The organism is Pseudomonas sp. 10B238, assembly GCF_000970615.1.
Taxonomy (GTDB): domain Bacteria; phylum Pseudomonadota; class Gammaproteobacteria; order Pseudomonadales; family Pseudomonadaceae; genus Stutzerimonas.
The window spans coordinates 1-22,780 of sequence record NZ_KQ033930.1; the positions used below are offsets into that span (position 1 = coordinate 1).

Annotated in this window: 23 protein-coding genes, 3 tRNA genes and 1 pseudogene; 10 read left to right on the forward strand and 17 right to left on the reverse strand. The window is 55.1% G+C overall.

Going from position 1 to position 22,780, the window contains the following annotated elements; all coding sequences use genetic code 11:
* The first annotated feature begins 414 nt into the window (after positions 1–414).
* The 4 genes from RT21_RS06740 (at position 415) to RT21_RS23015 (ending at position 4,177) form a co-directional block, all read left to right on the forward strand.
* The gene (locus tag RT21_RS06740) at positions 415–774 is read left to right on the forward strand and encodes a histone-like nucleoid-structuring protein, MvaT/MvaU family (RefSeq protein ID WP_046162137.1); all 360 of its coding nucleotides are present in this window, start codon (positions 415–417) and stop codon (positions 772–774) included.
* A gap of 476 nt (positions 775–1,250) precedes the next feature.
* Positions 1,251–2,300 (forward strand): hypothetical protein, encoded by a 1,050-nt coding sequence (locus tag RT21_RS06745; RefSeq protein ID WP_046162138.1) that lies wholly within the window; start codon positions 1,251–1,253, stop codon positions 2,298–2,300.
* Between the two features lie 136 nt (positions 2,301–2,436).
* Complete coding sequence (locus tag RT21_RS06750; protein ID WP_046162139.1) at positions 2,437–3,543, forward strand: hypothetical protein; 1,107 nt, start codon at positions 2,437–2,439, stop codon at positions 3,541–3,543.
* A gap of 307 nt (positions 3,544–3,850) precedes the next feature.
* A complete protein-coding gene (locus tag RT21_RS23015; RefSeq protein ID WP_052724735.1) occupies positions 3,851–4,177 on the forward strand; it encodes a hypothetical protein in 327 nt (108 codons plus the stop codon).
* Positions 4,178–4,182: 5 nt separating this feature from the next.
* Here the strand turns inward: RT21_RS23015 and RT21_RS06760 are convergent, their stop codons facing one another.
* From RT21_RS06760 to RT21_RS06820, 13 genes and pseudogenes are all read right to left on the reverse strand, one after another.
* Entirely contained in the window at positions 4,183–4,461 is a 279-nt protein-coding gene (locus tag RT21_RS06760; protein ID WP_256203883.1) for a UDP-N-acetylglucosamine 2-epimerase, read from the reverse strand.
* Positions 4,462–5,116: 655 nt separating this feature from the next.
* Positions 5,117–5,365 carry a hypothetical protein gene (locus RT21_RS06765; protein ID WP_046162141.1) on the reverse strand — a complete coding sequence of 83 codons (249 nt, stop codon included), beginning with the start codon at positions 5,363–5,365 and terminating at the stop codon, positions 5,117–5,119.
* Positions 5,366–5,619: 254 nt separating this feature from the next.
* Positions 5,620–6,166, reverse strand: a pseudogene (locus tag RT21_RS06770) (ATP-binding protein); the annotation flags it as partial.
* Between the two features lie 742 nt (positions 6,167–6,908).
* Positions 6,909–6,985: transfer RNA gene (locus RT21_RS06775), tRNA-Pro, on the reverse strand.
* A gap of 82 nt (positions 6,986–7,067) precedes the next feature.
* Entirely contained in the window at positions 7,068–7,424 is a 357-nt protein-coding gene (locus RT21_RS06780; RefSeq protein WP_045426295.1) for a MerR family transcriptional regulator, read from the reverse strand.
* Positions 7,405–7,707 (reverse strand): integration host factor subunit alpha, encoded by a 303-nt coding sequence (gene ihfA / locus RT21_RS06785; protein ID WP_045426292.1) that lies wholly within the window; start codon positions 7,705–7,707, stop codon positions 7,405–7,407. Before ihfA ends, RT21_RS06780 begins: the two co-directional genes overlap by 20 nt.
* A gap of 3 nt (positions 7,708–7,710) precedes the next feature.
* A complete protein-coding gene (pheT, locus tag RT21_RS06790; protein ID WP_046162142.1) occupies positions 7,711–10,089 on the reverse strand; it encodes a phenylalanine--tRNA ligase subunit beta in 2,379 nt (792 codons plus the stop codon).
* Positions 10,090–10,126: 37 nt separating this feature from the next.
* Positions 10,127–11,143, reverse strand: coding sequence for a phenylalanine--tRNA ligase subunit alpha (gene pheS / locus RT21_RS06795; protein WP_046162143.1), 1,017 nt, complete (start codon positions 11,141–11,143; stop codon positions 10,127–10,129).
* Between the two features lie 167 nt (positions 11,144–11,310).
* Entirely contained in the window at positions 11,311–11,667 is a 357-nt protein-coding gene (gene rplT, locus RT21_RS06800; RefSeq protein ID WP_019339387.1) for a 50S ribosomal protein L20, read from the reverse strand.
* Between the two features lie 27 nt (positions 11,668–11,694).
* Positions 11,695–11,889, reverse strand: a complete 195-nt coding sequence (gene rpmI, locus RT21_RS06805; protein ID WP_046162144.1) for a 50S ribosomal protein L35 — start codon at positions 11,887–11,889, stop codon at positions 11,695–11,697.
* A 62-nt stretch (positions 11,890–11,951) separates the two neighbouring features.
* On the reverse strand, positions 11,952–12,503 hold the full coding sequence (gene infC / locus RT21_RS06810; protein WP_177327075.1) for a translation initiation factor IF-3: 552 nt from the start codon (positions 12,501–12,503) through the stop codon (positions 11,952–11,954).
* Positions 12,503–14,425, reverse strand: coding sequence for a threonine--tRNA ligase (gene thrS / locus RT21_RS06815; RefSeq protein ID WP_046162145.1), 1,923 nt, complete (start codon positions 14,423–14,425; stop codon positions 12,503–12,505). Before thrS ends, infC begins: the two co-directional genes overlap by 1 nt.
* Before the next feature lie 223 nt (positions 14,426–14,648).
* Positions 14,649–14,725: transfer RNA gene (locus RT21_RS06820), tRNA-Val, on the reverse strand.
* 169 nt (positions 14,726–14,894) lie between these two features.
* On the opposite strand from RT21_RS06820, the gene RT21_RS06825 reads away from it, so the two are divergent.
* Positions 14,895–16,178 (forward strand): NAD(P)/FAD-dependent oxidoreductase, encoded by a 1,284-nt coding sequence (locus RT21_RS06825; protein WP_046162146.1) that lies wholly within the window; start codon positions 14,895–14,897, stop codon positions 16,176–16,178.
* A 4-nt stretch (positions 16,179–16,182) separates the two neighbouring features.
* Here RT21_RS06825 and RT21_RS06830 read toward each other — a convergent pair whose 3' ends face one another.
* Together RT21_RS06830 and RT21_RS06835 are read right to left on the reverse strand one after the other, a co-directional pair.
* Complete coding sequence (locus tag RT21_RS06830; protein WP_046162147.1) at positions 16,183–17,130, reverse strand: PA2778 family cysteine peptidase; 948 nt, start codon at positions 17,128–17,130, stop codon at positions 16,183–16,185.
* Complete coding sequence (locus RT21_RS06835) at positions 17,130–17,531, reverse strand: PA2779 family protein (RefSeq protein WP_046162148.1); 402 nt, start codon at positions 17,529–17,531, stop codon at positions 17,130–17,132. Before RT21_RS06835 ends, RT21_RS06830 begins: the two co-directional genes overlap by 1 nt.
* A 176-nt stretch (positions 17,532–17,707) precedes the next feature.
* On the opposite strand from RT21_RS06835, the gene RT21_RS06840 reads away from it, so the two are divergent.
* Positions 17,708–18,010, forward strand: a complete 303-nt coding sequence (locus RT21_RS06840; RefSeq protein WP_046162149.1) for an I78 family peptidase inhibitor — start codon at positions 17,708–17,710, stop codon at positions 18,008–18,010.
* 108 nt (positions 18,011–18,118) lie between these two features.
* Here the strand turns inward: RT21_RS06840 and RT21_RS06845 are convergent, their stop codons facing one another.
* Positions 18,119–19,150, reverse strand: a complete 1,032-nt coding sequence (locus tag RT21_RS06845; protein WP_046162150.1) for an acyltransferase family protein — start codon at positions 19,148–19,150, stop codon at positions 18,119–18,121.
* 435 nt (positions 19,151–19,585) lie between these two features.
* Between RT21_RS06845 and mobA the strand changes: the two genes are divergently transcribed.
* The 3 genes from mobA (at position 19,586) to RT21_RS06860 (ending at position 20,634) form a co-directional block, all read left to right on the forward strand.
* A complete protein-coding gene (mobA, locus tag RT21_RS06850; protein WP_046162151.1) occupies positions 19,586–20,188 on the forward strand; it encodes a molybdenum cofactor guanylyltransferase MobA in 603 nt (200 codons plus the stop codon).
* 45 nt (positions 20,189–20,233) lie between these two features.
* The gene (locus RT21_RS06855) at positions 20,234–20,455 is read left to right on the forward strand and encodes a YgdI/YgdR family lipoprotein (protein WP_045426262.1); all 222 of its coding nucleotides are present in this window, start codon (positions 20,234–20,236) and stop codon (positions 20,453–20,455) included.
* Positions 20,456–20,557: 102 nt separating this feature from the next.
* A tRNA-Pro gene (locus tag RT21_RS06860) sits at positions 20,558–20,634 on the forward strand.
* Between the two features lie 160 nt (positions 20,635–20,794).
* On the opposite strand, the gene RT21_RS06865 is transcribed toward RT21_RS06860, so the two are convergent.
* On the reverse strand, positions 20,795–21,037 hold the full coding sequence (locus RT21_RS06865; protein ID WP_046162152.1) for a glutaredoxin family protein: 243 nt from the start codon (positions 21,035–21,037) through the stop codon (positions 20,795–20,797).
* Between the two features lie 401 nt (positions 21,038–21,438).
* On the opposite strand from RT21_RS06865, the gene RT21_RS06870 reads away from it, so the two are divergent.
* Positions 21,439–22,740 (forward strand): OprD family porin, encoded by a 1,302-nt coding sequence (locus RT21_RS06870; RefSeq protein ID WP_046162153.1) that lies wholly within the window; start codon positions 21,439–21,441, stop codon positions 22,738–22,740.
* Positions 22,741–22,780 lie beyond the last annotated feature (40 nt).

The following is a 22,780-nucleotide window of genomic DNA, read 5'->3' on the forward strand; positions in this document are numbered from 1 at the left end:
TCAGGTGTTGCACTCAGTTTTTGCCGCCGCCGACATAAAGCGAACCAGCCGCATCCCGTCCAAGCACGTCATTCGGCTGGATAGAAGTTCGCGGCTAACCCTTTAATCACGTTTGAGGTAGGGGTTGGCTGGACCTAGTATGTAGCGAAATTTAAACATGCGATCCGCTGTCTTTGAGTCGCTACGGGTATCTAAGTCCAACGCTCCCCACCTACCTGATTGACTACGGAGGCAGCCGACGGTAAACGGAGCTCTATTTACGTGGTCGTTGCCAACGATCCTGGCGCTTCTGTTCAGAACCTGGTAACTCGGCTCAGCTTGATCAGCCAGAATAACCGAGGCTAGCCGGGCTTATAAAACCCAAGTAAGATTTACTGCTAAGTTATGCATCCCTCTCAATAGATAGGCTCTTTCATGTCCAAACTTGCAGAATTCAAAGCCCTTGAAGCTCAACTCGCAGCCCAACTCAAACAGCTTGATGTTCTTAAAAACGATGGTGAACTGAAGCGCGAAATCGAATTCGAAGAAAAGCTTCGCGACCTTATGGCCGAGTATGGAATAGGCCTGCGGAGCATCATCGATATTTTAGAACCGAAACAAAGCCCGGAAAGAGCTACTCCAGCTGCGCGTGGCTCGCGCCGCCAGCGCCAGGTCAAGGTGTATAAAAACCCAGAAACCGGAGAGACGGTCGAGACAAAAGGCGGCAACCATAAGGTATTGAAGACCTGGAAAGAGCAGTACGGAGCTGAGCAGGTGGAGGGGTGGCTGCAGTAAAGCAGCGGCTCGATTAGCTAAAGCCAGGCAATGCCTGGCTTTCTTTTTGCGGACCTTTCACCCAGCAACGCTGTCCCGCTGCTTTCGGTATAGCCGTCATATCGGCACTGGGACGCAGGTTCGTGCCAAGTGTGCGGGACCCAGCGCGATCTGAAATACATTCCGCCTAGACATCGCTCAGAGCCGAGCGTTAATCACGATCGGCTTGCTGCGTGGCCCGTAATACGCACCAGCAACAAAAACCCCGCCGAAGCGTGGCTGCACACGGGCATTTAGTTCACCCATTTTTTGCAAATTCCATCCCGCAATCCTGCTTACTATCCGAGTTAGCTTCGCATCCATAGCCTAATTTGTTCTGATCCGACTCATAAGTCAGGCTAAAGCCATTGCGCCTGTCTGAATCCACCGAACGATTGATACCAGTGTGCCGTCATGTGACGAGAATCCTGTCTTCACTCACTCAAAGGATTCTGAGCATGCACTCACGCTCCCTCCTCGCGGCTGCCGTTACTCTGGTACTCATCGGCCAGGCGCAGGCTGCTGACAGCCAGGTTACTACCGAACAAATTGGCAGCTCAAATAGCATTGAAGCTAGTCAAAGTGGCATCACCCTCGGCCTTTCCATTTACCAGAGTGGTGAAGAAAACGTCGTGGATACCGAGCAGATCGGCGACGGCAATACCGCCCGCCTTTCTCAGCAGGGCGACGGTAACTATCAACGTGTCTACCAGTATGACGCTCAGGACGAGTACAGCGGGAACCATAGCGCGGTCGTCGACCAGATCGGACGAAACAATACTGCTGTAGTCCTTCAGTACGACGTAGCCAACCACAGTGCTGAGGTGCTGCAGGAAGGCAACTACAACATCACTACCGTCAGCCAGTCTGAGCGGATGAACAGTTATGCTGGACAGCAAAGCGGCACGGGCAATTACGCACTGGTAACGCAGGAAGGTGGCGCAGATGCTATGGCCGTTCAAAACGGCACGAACAACACCCTCTATCTTCGCCAGCGAGCCTGGCCGTACGGCGCGAGCACAAACGTATCTCAAACCGGCTCCTCTAACTCTGCAAATATCTACCAGACAGATGGCGGGCGCCACTCGGGCGGAAGTGTCGACCTGACGCAGAATGGACTCGATAACACAGCCAACATTATTGCAACCGGTGCGTGGAGTACCTTCGAGTCCGAGCAAACAGGCTCAGCCAACCGTCTGACTGCTGCGCAAAGCGGACGCAACACCTCTTTCTCCAGCTCGTCCACCGGTGACGGTAACCAGATCGACATCAACCAGAGTGGTGACTTCAACTCGCTTGAAGTGGCTCAGTCCGGTAACGACAACATCATCGTGGCGAACCAAGGCGGCTGGTGGGGTGAAGGCGACATCGGTGTTATCAGCCAGACCGGGTCAGCCAACTCTGCATCGTTGACTCAAAACCTGACCCAGGAAGGCGCTTCCACCAGCATGGCCAATATCATGCAAAACGGTACAGGCAATTCTGCGACTGTCGTTCAAGGTCACTGACCTCTAGCGGGGAGCTTAGCTCGAGGCTCCCCTTCTGAATCGAAGCCCCAACGGGTCAACAATCAATTATTCGGCCCATATGCCTAACTCGTTGAAAGCCCGACCATCCTTGGCTCCAAACAAAAGGTTTATCCCAATGTTCATTCGCACCCTTCTCTCCGCTGCAGTCGCTCTTGTCTTGTCCGGTCACGCACAAGCTGCCGACAGCTCCGCGTCGGTGGAACAGGTCGGCAGTTTCAATAAAGCGGAAACCACCCAGTCGGCCGGTACTGGAAATGCATCCACGCTTGTTCAGAGTGGTGACCTCAATGTGGCTCAATCAGAGCAAGAAGGAAGCGACCTTACAGTCTCGGCCACCCAGTATGGCGCCGAGAACGTACTGACTACTGATCAGGTGGGCTATGGCTCTGAAGCCAATCTATCCCAAGACGGCGTGCGCAACGAGGTAAGCGTCTTTCAAGCAACTACGGGCGGCGCCTCGTACGCTCAAGTCGCTCAAACCGGCCGTGACAACGATGTTAGCGTCGATCAGATAGGTAGCGAACAAGGACTTTACGGCAAGATTTACCAGGATGGTCAGGAGAACCTGATTGACCTGGATCAGTCGGGTGCCTTCAATAGCGTTGTGGCCGAACAGTACGGCCAGGGCAACGAGCTTCACGCTGTACAACACGGTGGATTTGTATCGGCGGACGCCTATCAGTCCGGTACGCAGAACACCATCAGCCTGAGCCAGTACGCTGACTTCCAAGGTGCTCATACAAGCATCAGCCAGACCGGTGATGACAACGGTGCCTCGGTCTCTCAATCGGGCGGCGGTCGCTACTCGGGTGGCTATATCAACCTGATGCAGGAGGGTGATCGCAATCTGGCCAAGATTAATGACAACTCAGCAATGGGTTCGATTTCCTTTATCCAGTCGGGTGCTGACAACCAGCTGAATGTAGACCAGGCAGGCCGCTCGAATAGCGTTAATGGTGTCTCAAACGGTGAGCGGAACCTAGTTGATATACAGCAGGATGGTGATGGTAGCTCGCTCGACATCGCCCAAAACGGCGCTGACAACATAATCGAAGTTGCGCAGAACGGCTCGCCTTACGGCAATAGTGGCATCATCAATCAGACCGGTACCGCTAACCATGCCTCCTTGACTCAAGGTGTGTACGGTTCAAGCTCCGGCGTAGACACAGCGACAATCACTCAGAACGGCATGAGCAATAGCGCGACCGTCATACAGCGCTAATCCGATCGTTGTAAGAAAGCCTGCTTTCTAGCAGGCTTTTCGTTTTGTGCATGGACTCAAAGCGAATGGACATAGGGAAATTCGAAGCTGACCTGCGAGACCTTATGGGCTCTCCATTTCATGACCGTCCGTTTGTGTGCGACGGATCTCCGCTGGATTGCCAAGTATTCATAGTCGGTATCAACGCAGCTTCCAGCATGACGGAAGACTTCTGGGATTCTGGCTTCTGGGTTATGGATTCGATAAGGCGGCATGGTACAGCGCATATCAAGCCACCCGCGCTAAACCGAGCCGAACGCGAACTGTCATGAAAATCGTGATGGACGAAGCCGTTGGCGCGAACAGTGATGTCAGGTTTCTAGAGACCAATATATATTCGTTCCCTGCTGCCCGAGAGAACATGCTTCGGAGCCAACAGAAGTCGACGAAGATCTTCGACTTCTTGCTTAAGACGATAAAGCCTAAAGTCATGCTGGTGCATGGTGCAAAGCCCAACAATTACCTGAGAGAATACGGGCATAGAGACGCCAGGGTCATCGAAAGTCCGCACTTCATCTATCTCGGTCACGAGCGTGCCCGAGAGCATGGTAGGGAGATTGCTCGATCGCTTAATCAAGCGGCTTCGTTGAGTTGATCGGGCTAGACGCCACAAAGCGGGCGGCTCAACACCGGCGAGCTTGCGACGAAGCTGGTGGTGGTATCGCCGTCAACCAGCATCAAGTCTGGGCGGAAGGCGTCATAGGCATGATCGAGCCGAACCAGCAGCTGCTCGGTCAAGCCATTTAGAGTCTGTCCGCGGTTCATGATCGCCAGATCCTGCTCGACGTCGAGTTCGAATGTCTCAAGGACCAAATGCAGCATTTCTCGGTGCTGTCCGGTGACGCAAATGTGCAGGTCGATTTCCAGCAACTGGCGCATGGACCGCGCCAGCGGGGCCATTTTGATAGCCTCTGAGCGGTGCCACATCCTCATGACGCTATAAGGCATTCTACGTTCCGTTTGTTGTCCTGCTACAAACGACTGCCTTTTTGCGAAAGCGGTTCAATAATCCACGTGATTCAGGCGTGGAAAACATGACGAACGGGCTGTCGGCTTCCTCGCTTCAACAGCACGACTGCATCAAGCAGCTACCACTCGCTTGGACCATCTAAGGCTTGAAGGACGGTAAGTTCCTCGCAGTGCGGAGCAAAGTGGAAATTGAAACCGATCCAGTACTTACGCCCGGCGAACCCTGACTGCCGTGTGGGTCGATACCGGATAAGGAATAGGAGCCGGATCAAAGACCAGCTCACCGTCTGCCGTCACGCTGATGACTCTGCATAGCGCAGCTGCGGCCTCGGCTCGAGCCGCAGCCCGACTCTCGGGCATCATCGCGGGCGCTATGGATACATTAATTAGGCTGCCTGTCTCGCGCCGGTAGGTCAGTAGCTAAGTGAACGCTGCCAGGTCGTTTTGATAGGCGATCGCCTCGACCCAAAACTCACCAAAATCCTTTTTCATACGCCGACGCTCCTTATGACGGCAGGTAACTTACATCAATCTTCCATCACGGATTAGAGGCTGCGGTGCATCGTCAGTGAGCTCGCAGGCTCCACTGCCGATCAACGTACAGTTTTACTAGCTCGACAGCAGCCTCCTGTGCCTGAGCATCGGTACTGTAGAAACCTGGTGAAATAAAGGTATCGCCAGTAACCCAGCTTTGAAGCGGGCGGATGTCTACGTTGAACGTCCACTGTTCGCGTCCGAAGGCAGAGCCGATCAAAGTCACGGTATACGCGACCCTGCGGTAGCTGCCCTCCACACTCAGCTCAATGTCTGCCATGACCCAACCACTCCAACCATCGCCTATGCCTCTAGACACGTCCGTTACTGGGCCAGGCGAGATAGCCTTATGCTATCAGTAAGCGCGCTAGGCCGCGTCAATCAATCGAGCGAAATGTGCTGGGTCGCAACTTGAATCGACAAGGGGATGCGGCGGCTTGAGTGATTAACCCTTCTCTACTTGTCAACGCGGTTGAAAACTGACCCACCCTACCGACGTAAAACTGACCCACCCCGGCAGTGTTTGGAGTCTGTTTATGGTTGTAGCGAAGCCGTTTCTCCCGGTACCACCTGGCCCGATTTCAGCTTGTCTTTCAGTCGATAGCTTTGCCTGCTGACCTGGACGATATGGTCGTGGTGCAGAAGACGATCTAGCAGCGCAGCGGTTAGCGTCGAGTCGTCAGCAAAGGTCTTTGCCTATTGGCTGAACGGCAAATTACTGGTGAGCACCACGCTGCCATGTTCGTACCTTTTGGCGATGACATTGAAGCACAGGTTGGCTTCGTCACGGCCGAGCGGTAGATAGCCGATCTCATCGATCACCAGCAATTTCGAGCACTGAACAGCACGACTGAAGTATTGAGCCAGGCGCCCCTGATGGTGTGCTGCTACGAGCTGCAAGGACATCGGCGGCGGAGATGAACTTGGTGGAGATGCCGGCCATGATTGCTCGATGGGCCAGAGCACTGGCCAGTTCCAGGAACTGACTTTTCGGCGCGCCACTGGCGAACTTGAAGTCGTATTGTTCAACCGTCTTGACGGCCGGCAGTCCCGACAGTTGCAGCAGCGCTGGTCGCATCCTCCGGGCCCCATAGGGCCACACACCTTTGGCGTGAAGCCGTAACGCTCCGCCAAATTCAATAGAGTGGGGTTCCAACGGTGCTCACCAGGGCCATAGACGTCACGCTCCTGGATGATCGTTTTCGTGTCAGAACCACCGCAGCGACATCTACTGCGGCCTCCAGCGATGGAGTGATCATCGGAAACCGGAGCAGCAAAATCTACCACTTGCCTAATGGGTGCCCGAGATACGACAAGGTCTCACTGAAGAACCAGGTACCCTTCCCTACCGAAGTAAAGGCAGTCGCTGACGGATATCGGAAGACGGGCAATTGCCGATAGTCACCAAATGGCGAACCGTCTTTGCGGGCCAGGCGCACGCTGGAGGGACGAGACAGGTACTAACGCGATGACCAGCACGAGCGTGCTATGAGAAGCTGTGCACGCTTCAAAGCCAGCCCAAGGCCACCGACGAACGAGTTCGATTAGGGTTCGATAGCTAGTTCTGGCTTTCCGGAAAGAGCCTTTCATTAGCTGCAATCTGCCTTCCTGCTATTCGCCAACGCATTTAGCTAGACCTTTAGCAGGCAGACGTCAGACGCGTCGATACTCAACGTGGATCAGCCGCGCCGATGGTTCTTATCTCTTTTAGCTGCCTTGATCACCGGTGGGGTAAAAAGTGGGGTAAAAACGCAGACCATCAAAAACCATCAGCCATAAAAAAATCCAGCCATCGCTAAATGACTGGATTTTATAGGGAATTTTGGTCGGGACGGAGTGATTCGAACACTCGACCCCTTGCACCCCATGCAAGTGCGCTACCAGGCTGCGCTACGCCCCGACTGCATCTTCAGGTTCGCTGAAAACGGAACGAACTATACATTAAGCGACTGAATATGTGAAAGTTTTTTCGTCAGAAGGGCTTAGGTTTTAAGCACCTGAAGCACGTCTTCAAGCTCAGTTATCATCTGCCTGATGAGCTGCTTGTATTGGGTAGTGTCCTCGCGAGCCTCATCGCCTGACATCCGCTGGCGAGCACCGCCAATGGTAAAGCCCTGCTCGTAAAGCAACGAACGGATTTGCCGGATCATCAGCACGTCCTGACGCTGATAGTAGCGCCGGTTTCCACGACGCTTCACAGGATTCAGCTGTGGAAATTCCTGCTCCCAATAGCGCAGCACATGCGGCTTAACTGCACATAGCTCACTCACTTCACCTATAGTGAAATAGCGCTTGCCAGGTATCGTTGGCAGTTCGTCGTTATGACTTGGTTCCAGCATATGCTTCGACTCTGGCTTTTAATTTTTGGCCGGGCCGGAATGTCACGACACGACGCGCCGTGATGGGAATTTCTTCACCGGTCTTCGGGTTACGCCCAGGACGCTGTCGCTTGTCGCGCAGGTCAAAGTTGCCGAACCCGGACAGCTTCACCTGTTCGTTGTGCTCAAGCGCCTGGCGAATCTCCTCGAAAAAGAGCTCGACCAACTCTTTAGCTTCGCGCTTATTCAAGCCTAGCTCTTCAAATAGACGTTCCGCCATTTCAGCTTTCGTCAGAGCCCCCATACGCTATTTCCTTAACGTGGCGTTGAACCTTTCTTCCAAGGAGGAGAGGATTTGCTGCATCGCACCACTCACCTCGTCGTCGTTTAGAGTGCGCGAAGGGTGTTGCCAGGTCAAGCCGACTGCCACACTTTTGCTAAGAGGATCAATACCTTTACCCTGATACACATCAAATAGCTTGAGGTCCGTCAGGTTCTCGCCCGCGGCCTTACGAATGCATAGCAACACATCGGCAGCCGGAACCTCACGTGTCACCAGAATCGCCAGGTCGCGACGCACTTCAGGAAAACGGGACAGCTCACTGAAACGCGGCAGCCGGCCTTCGCTGATTTCGGCGACCAACAGCTCGAACAGATAGACGGGCTGATCGATACCCAGCGTGGCGGCCAACTCAGGATGAAGACTTCCGATATAGCCGACCAGACGCCCTCCCCGCTCGATTCGAGCAGTCTGTCCAGGATGTAGAGCAGGATGCTCGGTGGCGGCAAAGCCATAGGCGGTAGAGTCACCGGCATATCCAAGCAAGGCTTCGACGTCGGCTTTCATGTCATAGAAATCAGCTGCGGCTCTATCGTTGCCCCAACCCTCCGGCAAACGGCTGCCGGTGATGACACCGGCCAGCATCGGCTCTTGCTTCAACTGGTCAAGCTGACCGACGAAACGTAGGCCGCTCTCGAACAGACGCACCCGCGTCTGTTGTCGGTTCAGGTTGTACTGCAATGCCTTGATCAATCCTGGCCATAGCGTCGCGCGCATCGCCGCCATGTCCGACGAGATCGGGTTTGTCAATTGCAGCGGCTCGACGCCAGGGCTGAACAGCTCGAACATTTTTGGGTCGATGAAGCTGTAGGTGATCGCTTCCTGGTAGCCACGGGCAACCAGCAAGCGGCGCAGGGCGGGCAGTTCGGCTCGGGATTCAGGGTTGGCCTCAGGCGCCAGACGTGCCTGGGGATAACGCACCGGTAAGCGGTCGTAGCCATACAGACGCCCCAACTCCTCGATCAGATCTACCTCTAGGCTGATATCGAACCGGTGACTGGGAACGCTGACTTCCCATGACTCTTCGCCCTGTTCGGCAACACCCAGACCCAGAGCTGACAGCAGCGAGACGACCTGATCGCCCGCCATGCTCAACCCCAGCATCTGCTCGATTCGATCCTTGCGTAGCAGAATCGGTGCAACACGGGGGAGATCGGCGTCGCTGGCGGCTTCGATTACGGGCCCGACGCTGCCGCCTACAATATCCAACAACAGCGCCGTTGCCCGCTCCATGGCCCGGCGGGCCAGCTGGGAATCAACCCCTCGCTCGTAGCGATGCGAGGCGTCGGTATGCAAACCATAGGAGCGCGCCTTGCCGGCAAGGGCAATGGTGTCGAAGAAGGCGCTTTCCAGAAACAGATCCTGTGTCGCTGCACTCACGCCGCTATGCTCACCACCCATGACCCCAGCGATTGCGAGGGCACGCTGATGGTCTGCGATGACCAAGGTATCGCTGCGCAGGGTCACTTCCTGACCATCGAGCAGGACGAGCCTCTCCTGATCCTCAGCCATCCGAACCCTGATGCCTCCATGGATCTCGGCTAGGTCAAACGCGTGCAGTGGCTGCCCAAGTTCGAGCATTACGTAGTTGGTGACATCTACCACCGCATCGATGCTGCGAATATCGGAACGACGCAACCGCTCTGTCATCCACAGCGGAGTGGGCCGCGACAGGTCTACATTACGAATCACGCGCCCTAGATAACGCGGACAGGCTGCGGGTGCCAACACCTCGACCGGGCGTACCTCATCGTGGCTCGCAGCCACCGGAACGATATCGACTGGAGCGACCGTCGCGCCGTAGATAGCGCCTACCTCACGCGCTAGCCCTGCGACAGAGAGGCAGTCGCCGCGGTTCGGCGTAAGGCCTATCTCAATGCTCGCGTCGTCCAGGCCGAGATACACTCGCAAATCGCTACCAACCGGAGCATCGCCAGCCAGCTCCATCAGTCCACTGTCGTCTGTACCAACCTGTAACTCGGTTTCCGAGCAGAGCATGCCGCTGGACTCGACGCCGCGAAGCTTCGCTTTCTTGATCTTGAAGTCGCCCGGCAGCTGAGCGCCGATCTGCGCAAAAGGAATCTTCAAGCCCGGGCGCACGTTGGGCGCACCACAGACTACCTGAAAGGTTTCGCTGCCGTTGCTGACCTGGCAGACGCGCAGCTTGTCCGCATCCGGATGTTGCTCGGTGCTCTGCACCTCGCCGACGACAACGCCACTGAACTCACCGGCCACCGGGGTGACCGCATCCACTTCGAGGCCGACCATCGACAGCCTCGCCACCAGTTCCTCACGAGAAACTTGCGGATTGACCCATGTACGCAACCACTGCTCGCTGAATTTCATCCTGCTCTCCTAAAATTTCTTTGACTGGACTCTGGACCTAGCGAAATTGAGCCAGGAACCTCAGGTCGTTATCGAAGAACAGGCGTAAGTCGTTGACGCCATAGCGCAGCATGGCAAGCCGCTCGGCTCCCATACCGAAAGCGAAGCCCTGGTATTTTTCCGGATCAATACCGGACATGCGCAGCACATTCGGATGCACCATGCCGCAGCCCATCACCTCGAGCCAGCCGGTCTGCTTGCAGACGCGACATCCCTTTCCGCTGCACATGACGCATTGCATGTCCACTTCGGCCGACGGCTCGGTAAACGGGAAGAACGAGGGCCGGAAACGGACGCCCAGCGGCTTTTCGAAGAACACCCGCAAGAACTGCTCGATGGTGCCTTTTAGATCCGCAAAGCTAATACCCTCATCGACAAGCAAGCCCTCAACCTGATGAAACATAGGCGAATGGGTGATATCCGAGTCGCATCGGTAGACACGCCCCGGGCAAACGATGCGGATGGGCGGTTGCTGCGACTCCATCGTGCGCACCTGAACGGGCGAGGTATGGGTACGCAACAGCATGTTGGCGTTGAAATAGAAGGTGTCGTGCATCGCCCGGGCAGGATGATGGCCGGGGATATTGAGCGCTTCGAAGTTGTGGTAGTCGTCTTCGACCTCTGGCCCCTCGGCAACGCTATAGCCGATATGACTGAAGAATTGCTCAATCCGCTCTAGTGTACGCGTCACGGGGTGCAGCCCACCGGAGGCCTCTCCCCGACCTGGCAATGTCACATCGATCCGCTCGGCAGCGAGCTTGGCGCTCAGCGCAGCTTGCTCCAAATCCGCCTTCCTGGCATTCAGTTCATCCTGAACACGGCTCTTCGCTGCATTGATGAGCGCACCGGCCTTGGGGCGTTCATCCGCGGAAAGTTTGCCCAGGGTCTGCATGACTTGGGTCAGCTCGCCTTTCTTGCCGAGATACTGAACCCGGATCTGCTCCAGGGCGTTGATGTCTTGGCTATGTTGCACCGCCTCAAGCGCTTGCGAGACCAGTGCATCCAGGTTTTCCATGTACAACCTCCAGAGGTTCTTGCAGAACCGCACCAGACGATCAGCGCTTAGGCTTTACGCGAGGTGCATTTTTGCAAATGCCCCTTCAGATACGAAATAGGGGAAGAGCACAAGGCTCTTCCCCTATCGGTGACGCTACGAATCCGAAGATTCGATTGTCGATGGGCTTAGGCCAGAGAAGCTTTGGCTTTTTCGACAATTGCAGCAAAAGCTGCTTTTTCATTCACTGCCAACTCGGCCAGGACCTTACGGTCGATCTCAATGGCTGCTTTTTTCAGACCAGCAATGAAACGGCTGTAGGACAGACCATTTACACGAGCGCCGGCGTTGATACGAGCAATCCACAGAGCGCGGAACTGACGCTTCCGCTGACGGCGGTCACGGTAGGCATATTGGCCAGCCTTGATTACCGCCTGCTTGGCAACACGGAACACTCGTGAACGAGCGCCATAGTAGCCTTTAGCGAGTTTCAGAATTTTCTTGTGACGGCGACGAGCGACGACGCCACGCTTAACACGAGCCATGAGTTATTCCTCTGAGTCTTGACCGAATTAACGAACGCGCAGCATCCGCTCTACTTTTGCTTTATCAGACGGGTGCATCAGAGATGTACCACGCAGCTGACGCTTACGCTTGGTAGACATTTTGGTCAGGATGTGGCTCTTGAAAGCGTGCTTGTGCTTGTAGCCATTCGCCGTCTTTTTGAAGCGCTTCGCAGCGCCGCTTTTAGTCTTCATCTTTGGCATGTTCGGTACTCCACATTGTGGGTGATTTCAAATAACCGCAAGGCCTGCCAGTGCCCTGGTGGTTACTTTTTCTTCTTGGGAGCGATGACCATGATCAGCTGGCGTCCTTCCATCTTTGGATGCTGTTCGACCGAACCGTACTCCACCAGATCAGCCTCGACCCGCTTCAACAGTTCCATCCCCAGCTCCTGATGCGCCATCTCACGACCGCGGAATCTCAACGATACCTTGGCCCTGTCCCCTTCACTCAGGAAACGCACCAGGTTGCGGAGCTTGACCTGGTAGTCCCCTTCTTCCGTCCCTGGACGAAACTTTATTTCTTTAACCTGAATCTGCTTCTGGTTCTTCTTCGCTGCGGCAACCTGCTTCTTCTTTTCAAAAAGATGCTTGCCGTAATCCATGATCCGGCATACAGGAGGAACCGCATCGGCGGAAATTTCCACCAGATCCAACTTGGCTTCTTCAGCTATACGAAGCGCTTCATCAATCGAGACGATGCCAACCTGCTCGCCATCAGCACCAATCAAACGGACCTCACGAGCCGAGATATTCTCGTTGATCGGGGCCTTGGGTGCAGCTCGTTTATCCTGTCTCATTTCACGCTTAATAATTATTACTCCAATTCTTGGCGACCACGCCGGGAAACCGCTTGTGTCAGCAACTGGGTGAAGTCATCAAGGGGCATGGAGCCCAAATCAACGCCTTCACGCGTACGCACAGCAACGGCTCGTGTCTCGACTTCCCGATCTCCGATAACCAGAAGATAAGGAACCTTGAGCAAGGTATGCTCCCGGATTTTAAAGCCGATCTTTTCGTTTCTCAAGTCGGACTTGGCACGGAAGCCGCTTTGGTTGAGAATTTTCTCAACTTCGCCAGCGAAATCGGCCTGCTTGTCGGTGATATTCATCACCACCGCTTGCGTCGGAGCAAGCCAGGCCGGGAACGCGCCCTCATAGTGCTCGATTAGAATACCTATAAAGCGCTCGAACGAACCAAGGATCGCGCGATGCAGCATGACTGGAGTTTTTCGACTGTTATCCTCCGCCACGTAACTCGCATCGAGACGCTGGGGCATGTTCGGATCGTACTGCAAGGTGCCGCACTGCCAGGAACGACCCAGGCAGTCGAGCAACGTGAACTCGATCTTCGGGCCGTAGAACGCACCCTCCCCCGGCAAATACTCCCAAGGCAAACCAGCCGCATCCAGCGCACCTGCCAGTGCTGCTTCGGCGCGATCCCAGAACGCATCGTCTCCGACGCGCTTCTCAGGCCGCGTTGACAACTTCAACTTGATGTCACTGAAACCGAAATCAGCATAGACCTGCATGGTCAGCCTGATGAAATCAGCTGCCTCAGCACTGACCTGCTCCTCAGTGCAGAAAATGTGCGCGTCATCCTGGGTAAAACCCCGGACACGCATGATTCCGTGCAGCGCACCAGAGGGCTCGTTGCGGTGGCAAGAGCCAAACTCTGCAAGACGCAGCGGCAGCTCACGGTAACTTTTGAGCCCCTGATTGAACACTTGAACGTGACAGGGACAGTTCATCGGCTTGATCGCGTAATCGCGGCTTTCCGACTCAGTGGTAAACATGTTTTCAGCGTAGTTGCCCCAGTGCCCGGATCTCTCCCACAGGCTGCGATCTACAACTTGCGGTGTTTTGATCTCTTGGTAGCCGTTCACACGCTGCACGCCGCGCATGTACTGTTCAAGCACTTGGTAGATGGTCCAGCCATTCGGGTGCCAAAAAACCATGCCAGGGGCCTCTTCCTGGGTATGGAAGAGATCAAGGCGCTTGCCAATCTTGCGATGATCGCGCTTTTCGGCTTCTTCAATTCGCTGAATGTAAGCTGCAAGCTGCTTCTTGTCCGCCCAGGCAGTGCCGTAGACGCGCTGAAGCTGTTCATTCTTCGCATCGCCACGCCAGTAGGCACCGGACAACTTGGTCAGCTTGAATGACTTGAGGAAACGAGTGTTTGGCACATGCGGACCACGACACATGTCGACGTATTCTTCGTGGTAGTAGAGACCCATAGCCTGCTCGTCAGGCATGTCATCTACTAGACGTAGCTTGTAGTCCTCACCACGCGACCGGAATACTTCGATAACCTCAGTACGAGGCGTAACCTTTTTGATCACATCGTATTCGGTATCAATCAACTGCTTCATGCGCTGCTCAATCGCAGCCATATCATCCGGTGTAAACGGTCGCTCGAAGGCAATATCGTAATAGAAACCTTCGGCGATGACCGGACCAATAACCATCTTCGCAGTTGGATATAGCTGCTTGACAGCGTGACCAACCAGGTGAGCGCAGGAGTGGCGGATGATCTCCAGCCCCTCTTCATCCTTCGGCGTTATGATCTGCAGGCTCGCATCGCTCTCGATCAGGTCACAGGCATCAACCAGACGACCATTGACCTTACCGGCAAGAGTCGCCTTGGCTAAACCGGCGCCAATGGATTGCGCCACTTCAGCAACGGAGACCGGTTGATCGAACGAACGCTGACTGCCGTCAGGAAGAGTAATGGTGGGCATGGCGCCTCCTCTCCTAGTGGTGACCCCTACCAAAGGCCACATGGGTTGGGATGAGCCAGGAAAGCGACCCGCCGAATAACCTGCCGCACATTGGCAGGAGCCCTAAGGCGATCGAGACGGACCGAAGTCACTGGAAATACAGGAGCGCGGATGCTTTCAGAAAGCCGCCGCACTGACAAGCAAGGCATAAAAAAAGGGTCGCTAGCGCGACCCTTTTCGGAATTGGTAGGCACAATTGGATTCGAACCAACGACCCCCACCATGTCAAGGTGGTGCTCTAACCAACTGAGCTATGTGCCTCCGATGGACGCGCATTCTAGAGACTCGCCTGAAAGAGTCAAGCGCTTTTTCGCTAAGCCACTGATATTTGTAATTTTTGGCGTAACGAATAGGAACCTAATGCTGCTATAGCGCGCGCAGCACTCTCGAGATAGCATCGGCGTCAAGTATTTACAACAGGACAACCATAATGTCGCACACCTCATACCCGGCGTCCTATTACGCGGCCTCAGCGAACCCGGCTCCAGTTCGCAACCCCTTGAAAACCGCCATTGAGTCGGATGTTTGCATAATCGGCGCTGGCTATACCGGGCTGTCGACAGCGCTGTTCCTTCTCGAGCAAGGGTTTCGCGTCGTCGTACTGGAGGCCGCCAAGGTCGGCTTTGGCGCCTCCGGACGCAATGGCGGGCAGATCGTCAACAGTTACAGCCGCGATATCGACACCGTCGAGCGCACTGCCAGTGCTGAAGCTGCACGGCTAATCGGGGCCATGGCATTCGAGGGTGGGCGCATCATCCGCGAGCGGGTGGCACGTTATGGCATCGACTGCGATCTGAAAAGCGGAGGCGTATTTGCCGCATTCAATATCAAGCAGATGCACCATCTCGAGTCGCAAAAAGCGCTCTGGGAGCGTTACGGCTACGATCAACTTGAGATGCTCGACCACGTCGGCATCAGAAAGGTTGTTGCGTGCGAGCGATACGCAGGCGGACTGCTGGATCATGGCGGTGGCCACATCCATCCGCTCAACCTTGCACTAGGCGAAGCAGCAGCGGTCGAATCGCTGGGCGGCGCGATCTACGAACAAACCCCAGCAGTCCGTATCGATCGAGGAAGCAATCCGCGTGTTCATACTCAGCACGGCCAAGTGACCGCGAAGTTCGTCGTCGTTGCGGGAAATGCCTATCTCGGAGGACTGATTCCGGAACTGGCAGCTAAATCCATGCCCTGCGGAACCCAAGTGATTGCTACAGAGCCCCTCGACTCTGAGTTAGCAGCGGCCCTGCTCCCACAAGACTACTGCGTAGAAGACAGCAACTACCTGCTTGACTACTTTCGGCTATCCGCTGACAAGCGGCTGATCTATGGAGGTGGCGTGGCCTACGGCGCGCGCGATCCAGCCGATATCGATTCGATCATCCGACCGAAAATGCTCAAGACCTTCCCTCAACTCGAACACATCAAGACGGATTTCGCCTGGACCGGCAACTTTCTGATGACACTGTCGCGCTTACCGCAAGTCGGTCGACTCGGCGATAACATTTATTATTCCCAAGGCTGCAGCGGTCACGGTGTCACCTATACTCATGTCGCCGGAAAAGTGATCGCCGAAGCACTACGAGGTCAGGCAGAGCGATTCGACGCCTTTGCCAGCTTGCCGCATTACCCCTTTCCTGGTGGTCAGAAGTTCAGCGCGCCAATAAGTGCGCTCGGTGCGCTCTATTACAGCCTGCGCGACAGAATCGGCTTCTGACGCGTCACTGAACGGGGCAAGCTGGAGCGGCCTCACAGGCGCCCGGCTCGTCCGGCCCTGGGGGTAGCTCTGCTCTGAATCGGCGGTCCTTCGGCGCCAGCTGCACCGCGCACGCATGGGATGCAGATGCCTGAATACGGCATCCCCGCTCCGCCATCACCTGCGAAAGGTTGAACCAGGCAGGTGCGAAAGAGTTGTCACGCTGAACACTGGTCCGCAGGGCTTGCTCCGCAGCATGCCCGTCGCCTAGCGCGTACCGAGCGTTGGCAAGCACGAACCATGACAAGCCACTAGACCAATGTTGCGCAGCCGTTTCATAAGCGTTCAAAGCCGCACCATCACGCCCGATTTGCTCAAGATCATTCGCAGCCTTCAGCCAGACAGCTTCCTGCGCAGTACGAGGCAACTGATCGGGCGAAACCGTCACTACAGCCCAACGTTTGCCCTTGGCCCAGCTTCGCTCGAACTGGCGAAAAGTTCCGGTCCAGCGTCGAGTAGTCCCGGAGCGCAGTACAAGGGTCTGCGTCGCCAGGTCATACCCCACCACCACCGCAAAATGCCATTGAGGCCAGCGATCAAAGGCAAGGTTCTGCAGCACCAGAACAGGATTTCCAGCTGCCACTTCGGTCAGCACCGCTTCAAGCCGGGCCTCTAACGGATAGACCAGCAGATCGTGAGCCCTGGCAGCCGCAACCATTTCAACCTGCAGGCTGCCCTTGCGCTGCGGAAGATAAACCCGCTCGACTAGCTGCTCCGGCCGGGTAGCGATGCCACGCTGGGTAAGCATAGTCGCGAGCGCAGCAGGCCCGCATTGATAGTCTTCTTGCGGAAAGAATGGAACTTCGTCCAACTCAACCTGCTCGGGGAGACCCGCGACTCCAACCGGGACGATCGGCGTTCGCGCACACGCCCCGAGAAGGAGTACGGCAAACAGCAGTAGCAGTCGCTGCATTAACGGTTGATACAGTTGACGAAGTTAAAGATGTTCGTAGCGCACAGGAGGTCGGTCACGATGAAGATGACGAGAAACAGCACGATAATCCCAACCACCCCTGCACCGGCCGGCGCTTGATCCAGTTGCTGATTGAATTGTGCAAGTTCTGCAGGTGTCAGGCTGTTGATTCGCTGCTCGACCTGATCCTGCTCAACGCCCATTGAGACTAGTTTTTTCTGGACGTCTTTATTCTCAAGCATTGTCAGCAATTGCTGGCGATCTACCTGCTGCTGTTGTTCGGCAATTATTTCCGCACTGCCGATCATTGCCGCCTGGGCCAGTGGAATCTGTGCGAACAGCATGAAATGCATCGCTGCTAAAAGGGTGGCAACACGCTTCATCACGGACGAGTTAAACATGGCGGAATTCCTTGATTTTTGTTTGCGGCCAGTGCGGTGCGCAATGTGCCTTCAACAGTAAGACGGGGCGACTGTTCCGCCAGTTCCCTTTGCCCGCTGTGGTTGGCGCCAGCGGCTCGACTGGATTTGCGGACTCGTGACTGTTATCAACAACGTCAAAACCGAAGGAGACCGATATGAATATTGCCCACATAGCTGCTCTGATGGCATGCAGCTCCATCCTAACAGGCTGTCAGCCGCCATCCGGCACCGTGCAACCGACAGGAAGCAACGCCGGTAAATGCGATGCTTCTACTATCCAGACGCTTATTGGGGAGCAGGCCAGCCCGGCGCTTCTCGATCAGGCACGACGAAAAAGCAAGGCCGCCATTGCACGCATCGTTCGGCCGGGAGACGTTGTGACAATGGAATACAACGCTCAGCGACTAACCCTGACGACAGACGAATCGCTTGAAATTCTACGAGTCAGCTGTGGTTGAAGAAAACCGCTGCTGGCCGCGAAAGATCCGAAAGCCTTTCGGATCCTGGCGGTAAAAACGACACGGGTCGCAGGCAAGGCCAACCGTTACACCTGTAAATCTACCCGATCAATGTGCCATTGCCCTGCGTGCCAGCAGGTGGCTCGCGGAAAACGACTTTGGCGGAGCCAACAAGAAATAAAGGTCGTACCGCTTGATGATCATCTGAGCCAGCAAGGGCGCGACAAGCCCGATCAAGGTTCCGACAATCAAATGGACAGCTATGGAGTCGATGCCCATAAAGCTGCCAAGGACCACTCGGATACCGCTCCCCGCCAGAATATGCATCAGGTAGATCGTCATGGATGAGGCGCCAATGAATAGCAGCCAGCCCATGCGAAACCGGCCGAGCCACATCGCAAGGGCGATCACGAACAGGATCGAAACAGTCGCCAGCGCAAGCACCGACAAGCCGCCCACCTCCCAATTCAAGCCGAACGTTACGTGAAACAGGTACTGCCCAATTAGAAATGACGCCCCGAGCAACAAGGTGAGAGGGACATACCGGGCAAGGAAGTACGCCTTGATCTCGTTGAACCAAATACCGAGCGCAAAGAACACAACATTGCCGAAGATAAACTTGCCGATACTGCCGACAGCCAGATCTTGACTGAGCACATAAAGCACACCGAAGACCAGCAAAAGCGGCAGAAAGTAACGACGGTCGGTCTTGGCGTAAACCAAGGAGCAGACAACGAAGACCAGGAACAGCGCATAGAGGAACCAGAACTGAGCCCGTGGCGACCAGAGCAACGAGAACACCTCCCCTAACGTCACATCACCGTTCGTGTAGTTTGATAGCACGACCTCTACCACGCCCTGCAACAAAGACCACACGATGAAGGGGTAAACAATGGTATCGATCTTGTTCACGACCAGTCCGGTTTTCCCTCGCTTAACCAGTGAGTCGTAAAAGAACAAACCCGACAGGAAGAAAAACAGCGGCATGTGGAAGCTATAGATGACGCTATCGACGAGAAGATACTTGTCTTGATCCATCGGCAAACCGGCGTTAAAGACTCCACGCGCGACATGTCCGTAGACCACCAGAATGATCCCAATGGCTTTGGCGTAATCGACCCAGGCATTTCTCTCCTGCATCATATTTCTCCTTGGTTATGGGCAATACCAGACACATCACAGCCAGAGTTGGCAAAGACGGGAAAGGTAGACAGTAAAAAATCCGATCAGTTTGTCGCCGGCAGCGAGGGGCGACGATGTCCGACGTAATGCCTCGAGCCTTGGCGGCACGGCAGACATCCGGTCCATTGCTGATTCGGCCCTTAACTAAGGGCCACTCGACGTAAAATTCACTGAGCACAGCATTGCCCAAACGATGCAGACTGGTAGCTCTCACGACTCCCATTCACCGAGGCTGCAGACGAGGGCGCCTGAAGCTAAATCCTACCTACTCCGCCCTCCCTTTTTGTTCGATATCCAACAGAACGACGACCGATTAGGTCATCGCGTCCCCCACCTTACGGTTGTTGGATACTGCGATCGGGTGTTATAGACAGAATTTTGAAGGAGCATTCGATGATTCAAGGCAGGTTTGCGAATTGCTCGATTCTGCTGTTGGCGGGCGGGCGAGGACAGCGCATGGGCGGGCGAGACAAGGGGCTCGTAGACTGGCACGGCAAGCCCCTTTTGGCGTGGCCGCATCGCATAGCTCGCCCCCTGACGGATGATCTCCTTATTTCTTGCAACCGCAACCAAACGCGTTACGCCGCTTTTGCCGACCGGCTGGTTAATGACGATGAGCCGGATTTTCCGGGACCGCTTGCAGGCATACGAGCCGGGCTCGCAGCGGCTTACCACCATTGGATGATGGTGCTGCCCTGCGACGCACCCCTGATAGACGAAGCATTACTAAGACAACTGTACGAAACGGCACAACAAGACCCCGACACGCCTTTGATGACTCGAAGAGGCGCACAGTGGGAACCATTGTTCTGCATCATCCCGGTCAAACTCGCCCCCGCTATCGAGGCCGCCTGGCAAATGGGCGAACGAAGCAATTTGAAGGCGCTACTGACGCTGCAAGTGCGCGCCCTTGATCTCCATACAGACGACCCGCGCCTGGCCAATCTAAACTCACCGAAGCTGCTTTCGCAGCAGGCGCCTCCAGAGGGAACTTAGGCGCGTCAAACGCCGTCACAGACGCAACTACAGAGGAGTTTCAACATGCGCACAATTACCGGGCCCGCCTTGGCCGCCCTGGTCGGAATGACCCTCCTTACCGGTTGCTCGAGCCCCAGCGTCATCACGCTCAACGACGGTCGCGAAATTCAAACGCTGGACCAGCCTGAATATGACGACGAAGCAGGCTTCTATGAATTTGAAGGCATTGACGGGAAACCGGGCAGAGTAAATAAGGATCAGGTTCGCACCGTCCAAGAGCTCTAGCTCACCGCTCTTTCGGGCGACGCATCATCCTTGGCACTGGTGAAAAAGCCTTCGCTAGACGCTTGTGAAGCAAAACTTTTTATGTAAAATGCGCGCCATCTTCGGAGCGTAGCGCAGCTTGGTAGCGCGTCTCGTTCGGGACGAGAAGGTCGCTGGTTCGAATCCAGTCGCTCCGACCAAAATCCCGCTCAGGCTTAATCAGTCTTAGAAAAAACCGGCCCCATGGCCGGTTTTTTTGCTTTGAAAACCATAAGGCATTGCCTAGGTTTACCTACCTCGCCCCTTTTGATATCGATTCGTCATCGCTGGCTCCGACTCATCCACCACGCGTCATCGAAGCTAGCTCTGCAAGAACCAAACGACTTGCTCTACCTCGAACGGCCAATCCAGTTCAGCGCCCGTGTCGACACGCCGGAGCACGGGTATACGAAGGCCATAGCTGTCAAACCAATCCGGACGCTCCGCTATATCCAGCAGTTCAACTAGCAACCCATTCTCTACGAGCGGCAGCACTACCGCCTCGGCTTGCTCACACAGGTGGCAACCCAGCGTTCCGAATAGTTGACATTCTGGCAGATGCATAGTCAGGAGCTCATTAAGGGGCAGCGCAATTCTAGCAGGCCCGTCACGATGCAGCAGACTGCCCACAGCGTCTCGTTCTCTGGACCTAGTCCGAATAAAAAAGTGTGACCTTGAACCCACTCAAACAACGGTTTGATTTTGCGAATCGACGCGACGCTGGCAAACGGCTAGGATGCGGCAGCCCAAGCGACCCCAGAGCCGCAGGGCCGGAGGCTTAGGCACGCATCGGTAGTATTTCTGGCCGGCGTTTAATTCGTCAGAAACAGCTATCAGAGAGCTACCAACGCCCCACACTTAAGCCTTAAAGACTAAGGTCTAAAGGCTCAAATACTGAGGTAGTGTTTTATTACACGGCGCCAAAGAGCGACTTCAGAGCATCATCCAACGAGGAGAAATAAGAAATGCTCAAGACCCCAATCGCCCGGGGCGTGGCCCTTGCCACTCTGGGAGCAACACTGGCTATTCCAACCATGGCTCAGGCTGCGTTCGTTGAGGACACCAAGGCTGGTTTGGAACTGCGTAACTTCTATTTCAACCGCGACTTCCGTCAAGACAATCTGACTAGCGCTAACCAATCCAAGCAAGAAGAATGGGCACAAGGCTTTATTCTGCGCGTTGAATCTGGCTACACCGAAGGCACCGTAGGTTTTGGCGTTGACGCACTCGGTCTGCTCGGCGTAAAGCTGTATTCCAGCGAAGACACTGCCGGCTCAGGCTTGATGCCTAGCTCCTTCGGAAACGAAGCTCCGGACGATTTTTCCGAATTTGGCCTGACTGCCAAAGCGAAGCTCTCCGAAACCGTACTCAAGGTCGGTACTCTGCAGCTGAAAAACCAGGCCATCGGCACCAGCGACAGCCGGCTGCTCCCTCAGGTCATGCAAGGCGCACAACTGGTTTCCAAGGAGATCAAAGATCTGACGCTCGAAGCCGGATATGCGAATCGTATCAACCACCGCGATTCGATGAACCATGAACTGATGGCCGTTAATGGCGCAACTGCATTCGGCAAAACTACTAACACGCGCGGCATCGTCATGGACGCCAACGCGGTCAACGAATCCGATGAGTTCGTTTTCCTCGGCGGTAACTATAAGCTGATGGATAACCTGACAGCAGGTTATTACTACAGCAACCTGGAAGACCTATACAAGCAGCACTCTTACAACCTCGTGCATGTTCTACCACTGGGCGACAAGCAATCCTTGAAAACGGACTTGCGCTATGCACGCTCCACTGACGATGGTAGCAGCAACGTTGACAACAAAGCCCTCGGAGCGATGGTCACTTATTCGTTGAGCGGCCATAGTTTTGGTCTGGGTTACCAGAAGATGAGCGGCGACACTGGCTTCGCCTATCTGGCTGGCGCAACAGATCCGTTCCTCGTGAACTATGTTCAGATCAATGATTTTGCCAACGAAGACGAAAAATCCTGGCAGGCACGCTACGATTTTAACTTCGCTTCCATCGGCGTTCCTGGGCTGACCTTCATGACCCGTTACGTCACCGGCGATAACTTCGAGCGTAGTGCTGGGGTTGAAGGCAAAGAGTGGGAACGTGACATGGACATTGCTTACACGTTCCAAGAAGGTGCCCTGAAAAACCTGAATCTGAAATGGCGTAATGCGACTGCCCGTAGCAATGGTACCGGCAACGATATCAACGAAAACCGTTTGATCGCCAGCTACACTATCCCGCTGATGTAATAGCGGCTGCAGCGTGAAAACGCAGTAGAGAGGGAAACCC

What these genes read in the sequence shown, in the direction of transcription:
- RT21_RS06740 (WP_046162137.1), top strand. Translation starts at nt 415, where the DNA reads ATGTCCAAACTTGCAGAATTCAAAGCCCTTGAAGCTCAACTCGCAGCC.
- RT21_RS06745 (WP_046162138.1), top strand. Translation starts at nt 1,251, where the DNA reads ATGCACTCACGCTCCCTCCTCGCGGCTGCCGTTACTCTGGTACTCATC.
- RT21_RS06750 (WP_046162139.1), top strand. Translation starts at nt 2,437, where the DNA reads ATGTTCATTCGCACCCTTCTCTCCGCTGCAGTCGCTCTTGTCTTGTCC.
- RT21_RS23015 (WP_052724735.1), top strand. Translation starts at nt 3,851, where the DNA reads ATGAAAATCGTGATGGACGAAGCCGTTGGCGCGAACAGTGATGTCAGG.
- RT21_RS06760 (WP_256203883.1), bottom strand. Translation starts at nt 4,461, where the DNA reads ATGCGCCAGTTGCTGGAAATCGACCTGCACATTTGCGTCACCGGACAG.
- RT21_RS06765 (WP_046162141.1), bottom strand. Translation starts at nt 5,365, where the DNA reads ATGGCAGACATTGAGCTGAGTGTGGAGGGCAGCTACCGCAGGGTCGCG.
- RT21_RS06780 (WP_045426295.1), bottom strand. Translation starts at nt 7,424, where the DNA reads ATGCTGGAACCAAGTCATAACGACGAACTGCCAACGATACCTGGCAAG.
- ihfA (WP_045426292.1), bottom strand. Translation starts at nt 7,707, where the DNA reads ATGGGGGCTCTGACGAAAGCTGAAATGGCGGAACGTCTATTTGAAGAG.
- pheT (WP_046162142.1), bottom strand. Translation starts at nt 10,089, where the DNA reads ATGAAATTCAGCGAGCAGTGGTTGCGTACATGGGTCAATCCGCAAGTT.
- pheS (WP_046162143.1), bottom strand. Translation starts at nt 11,143, where the DNA reads ATGGAAAACCTGGATGCACTGGTCTCGCAAGCGCTTGAGGCGGTGCAA.
- rplT (WP_019339387.1), bottom strand. Translation starts at nt 11,667, where the DNA reads ATGGCTCGTGTTAAGCGTGGCGTCGTCGCTCGTCGCCGTCACAAGAAA.
- rpmI (WP_046162144.1), bottom strand. Translation starts at nt 11,889, where the DNA reads ATGCCAAAGATGAAGACTAAAAGCGGCGCTGCGAAGCGCTTCAAAAAG.
- thrS (WP_046162145.1), bottom strand. Translation starts at nt 14,425, where the DNA reads ATGCCCACCATTACTCTTCCTGACGGCAGTCAGCGTTCGTTCGATCAA.
- RT21_RS06825 (WP_046162146.1), top strand. Translation starts at nt 14,895, where the DNA reads ATGTCGCACACCTCATACCCGGCGTCCTATTACGCGGCCTCAGCGAAC.
- RT21_RS06830 (WP_046162147.1), bottom strand. Translation starts at nt 17,130, where the DNA reads ATGCAGCGACTGCTACTGCTGTTTGCCGTACTCCTTCTCGGGGCGTGT.
- RT21_RS06835 (WP_046162148.1), bottom strand. Translation starts at nt 17,531, where the DNA reads ATGTTTAACTCGTCCGTGATGAAGCGTGTTGCCACCCTTTTAGCAGCG.
- RT21_RS06840 (WP_046162149.1), top strand. Translation starts at nt 17,708, where the DNA reads ATGAATATTGCCCACATAGCTGCTCTGATGGCATGCAGCTCCATCCTA.
- RT21_RS06845 (WP_046162150.1), bottom strand. Translation starts at nt 19,150, where the DNA reads ATGCAGGAGAGAAATGCCTGGGTCGATTACGCCAAAGCCATTGGGATC.
- mobA (WP_046162151.1), top strand. Translation starts at nt 19,586, where the DNA reads ATGATTCAAGGCAGGTTTGCGAATTGCTCGATTCTGCTGTTGGCGGGC.
- RT21_RS06855 (WP_045426262.1), top strand. Translation starts at nt 20,234, where the DNA reads ATGCGCACAATTACCGGGCCCGCCTTGGCCGCCCTGGTCGGAATGACC.
- RT21_RS06865 (WP_046162152.1), bottom strand. Translation starts at nt 21,037, where the DNA reads ATGCATCTGCCAGAATGTCAACTATTCGGAACGCTGGGTTGCCACCTG.
- RT21_RS06870 (WP_046162153.1), top strand. Translation starts at nt 21,439, where the DNA reads ATGCTCAAGACCCCAATCGCCCGGGGCGTGGCCCTTGCCACTCTGGGA.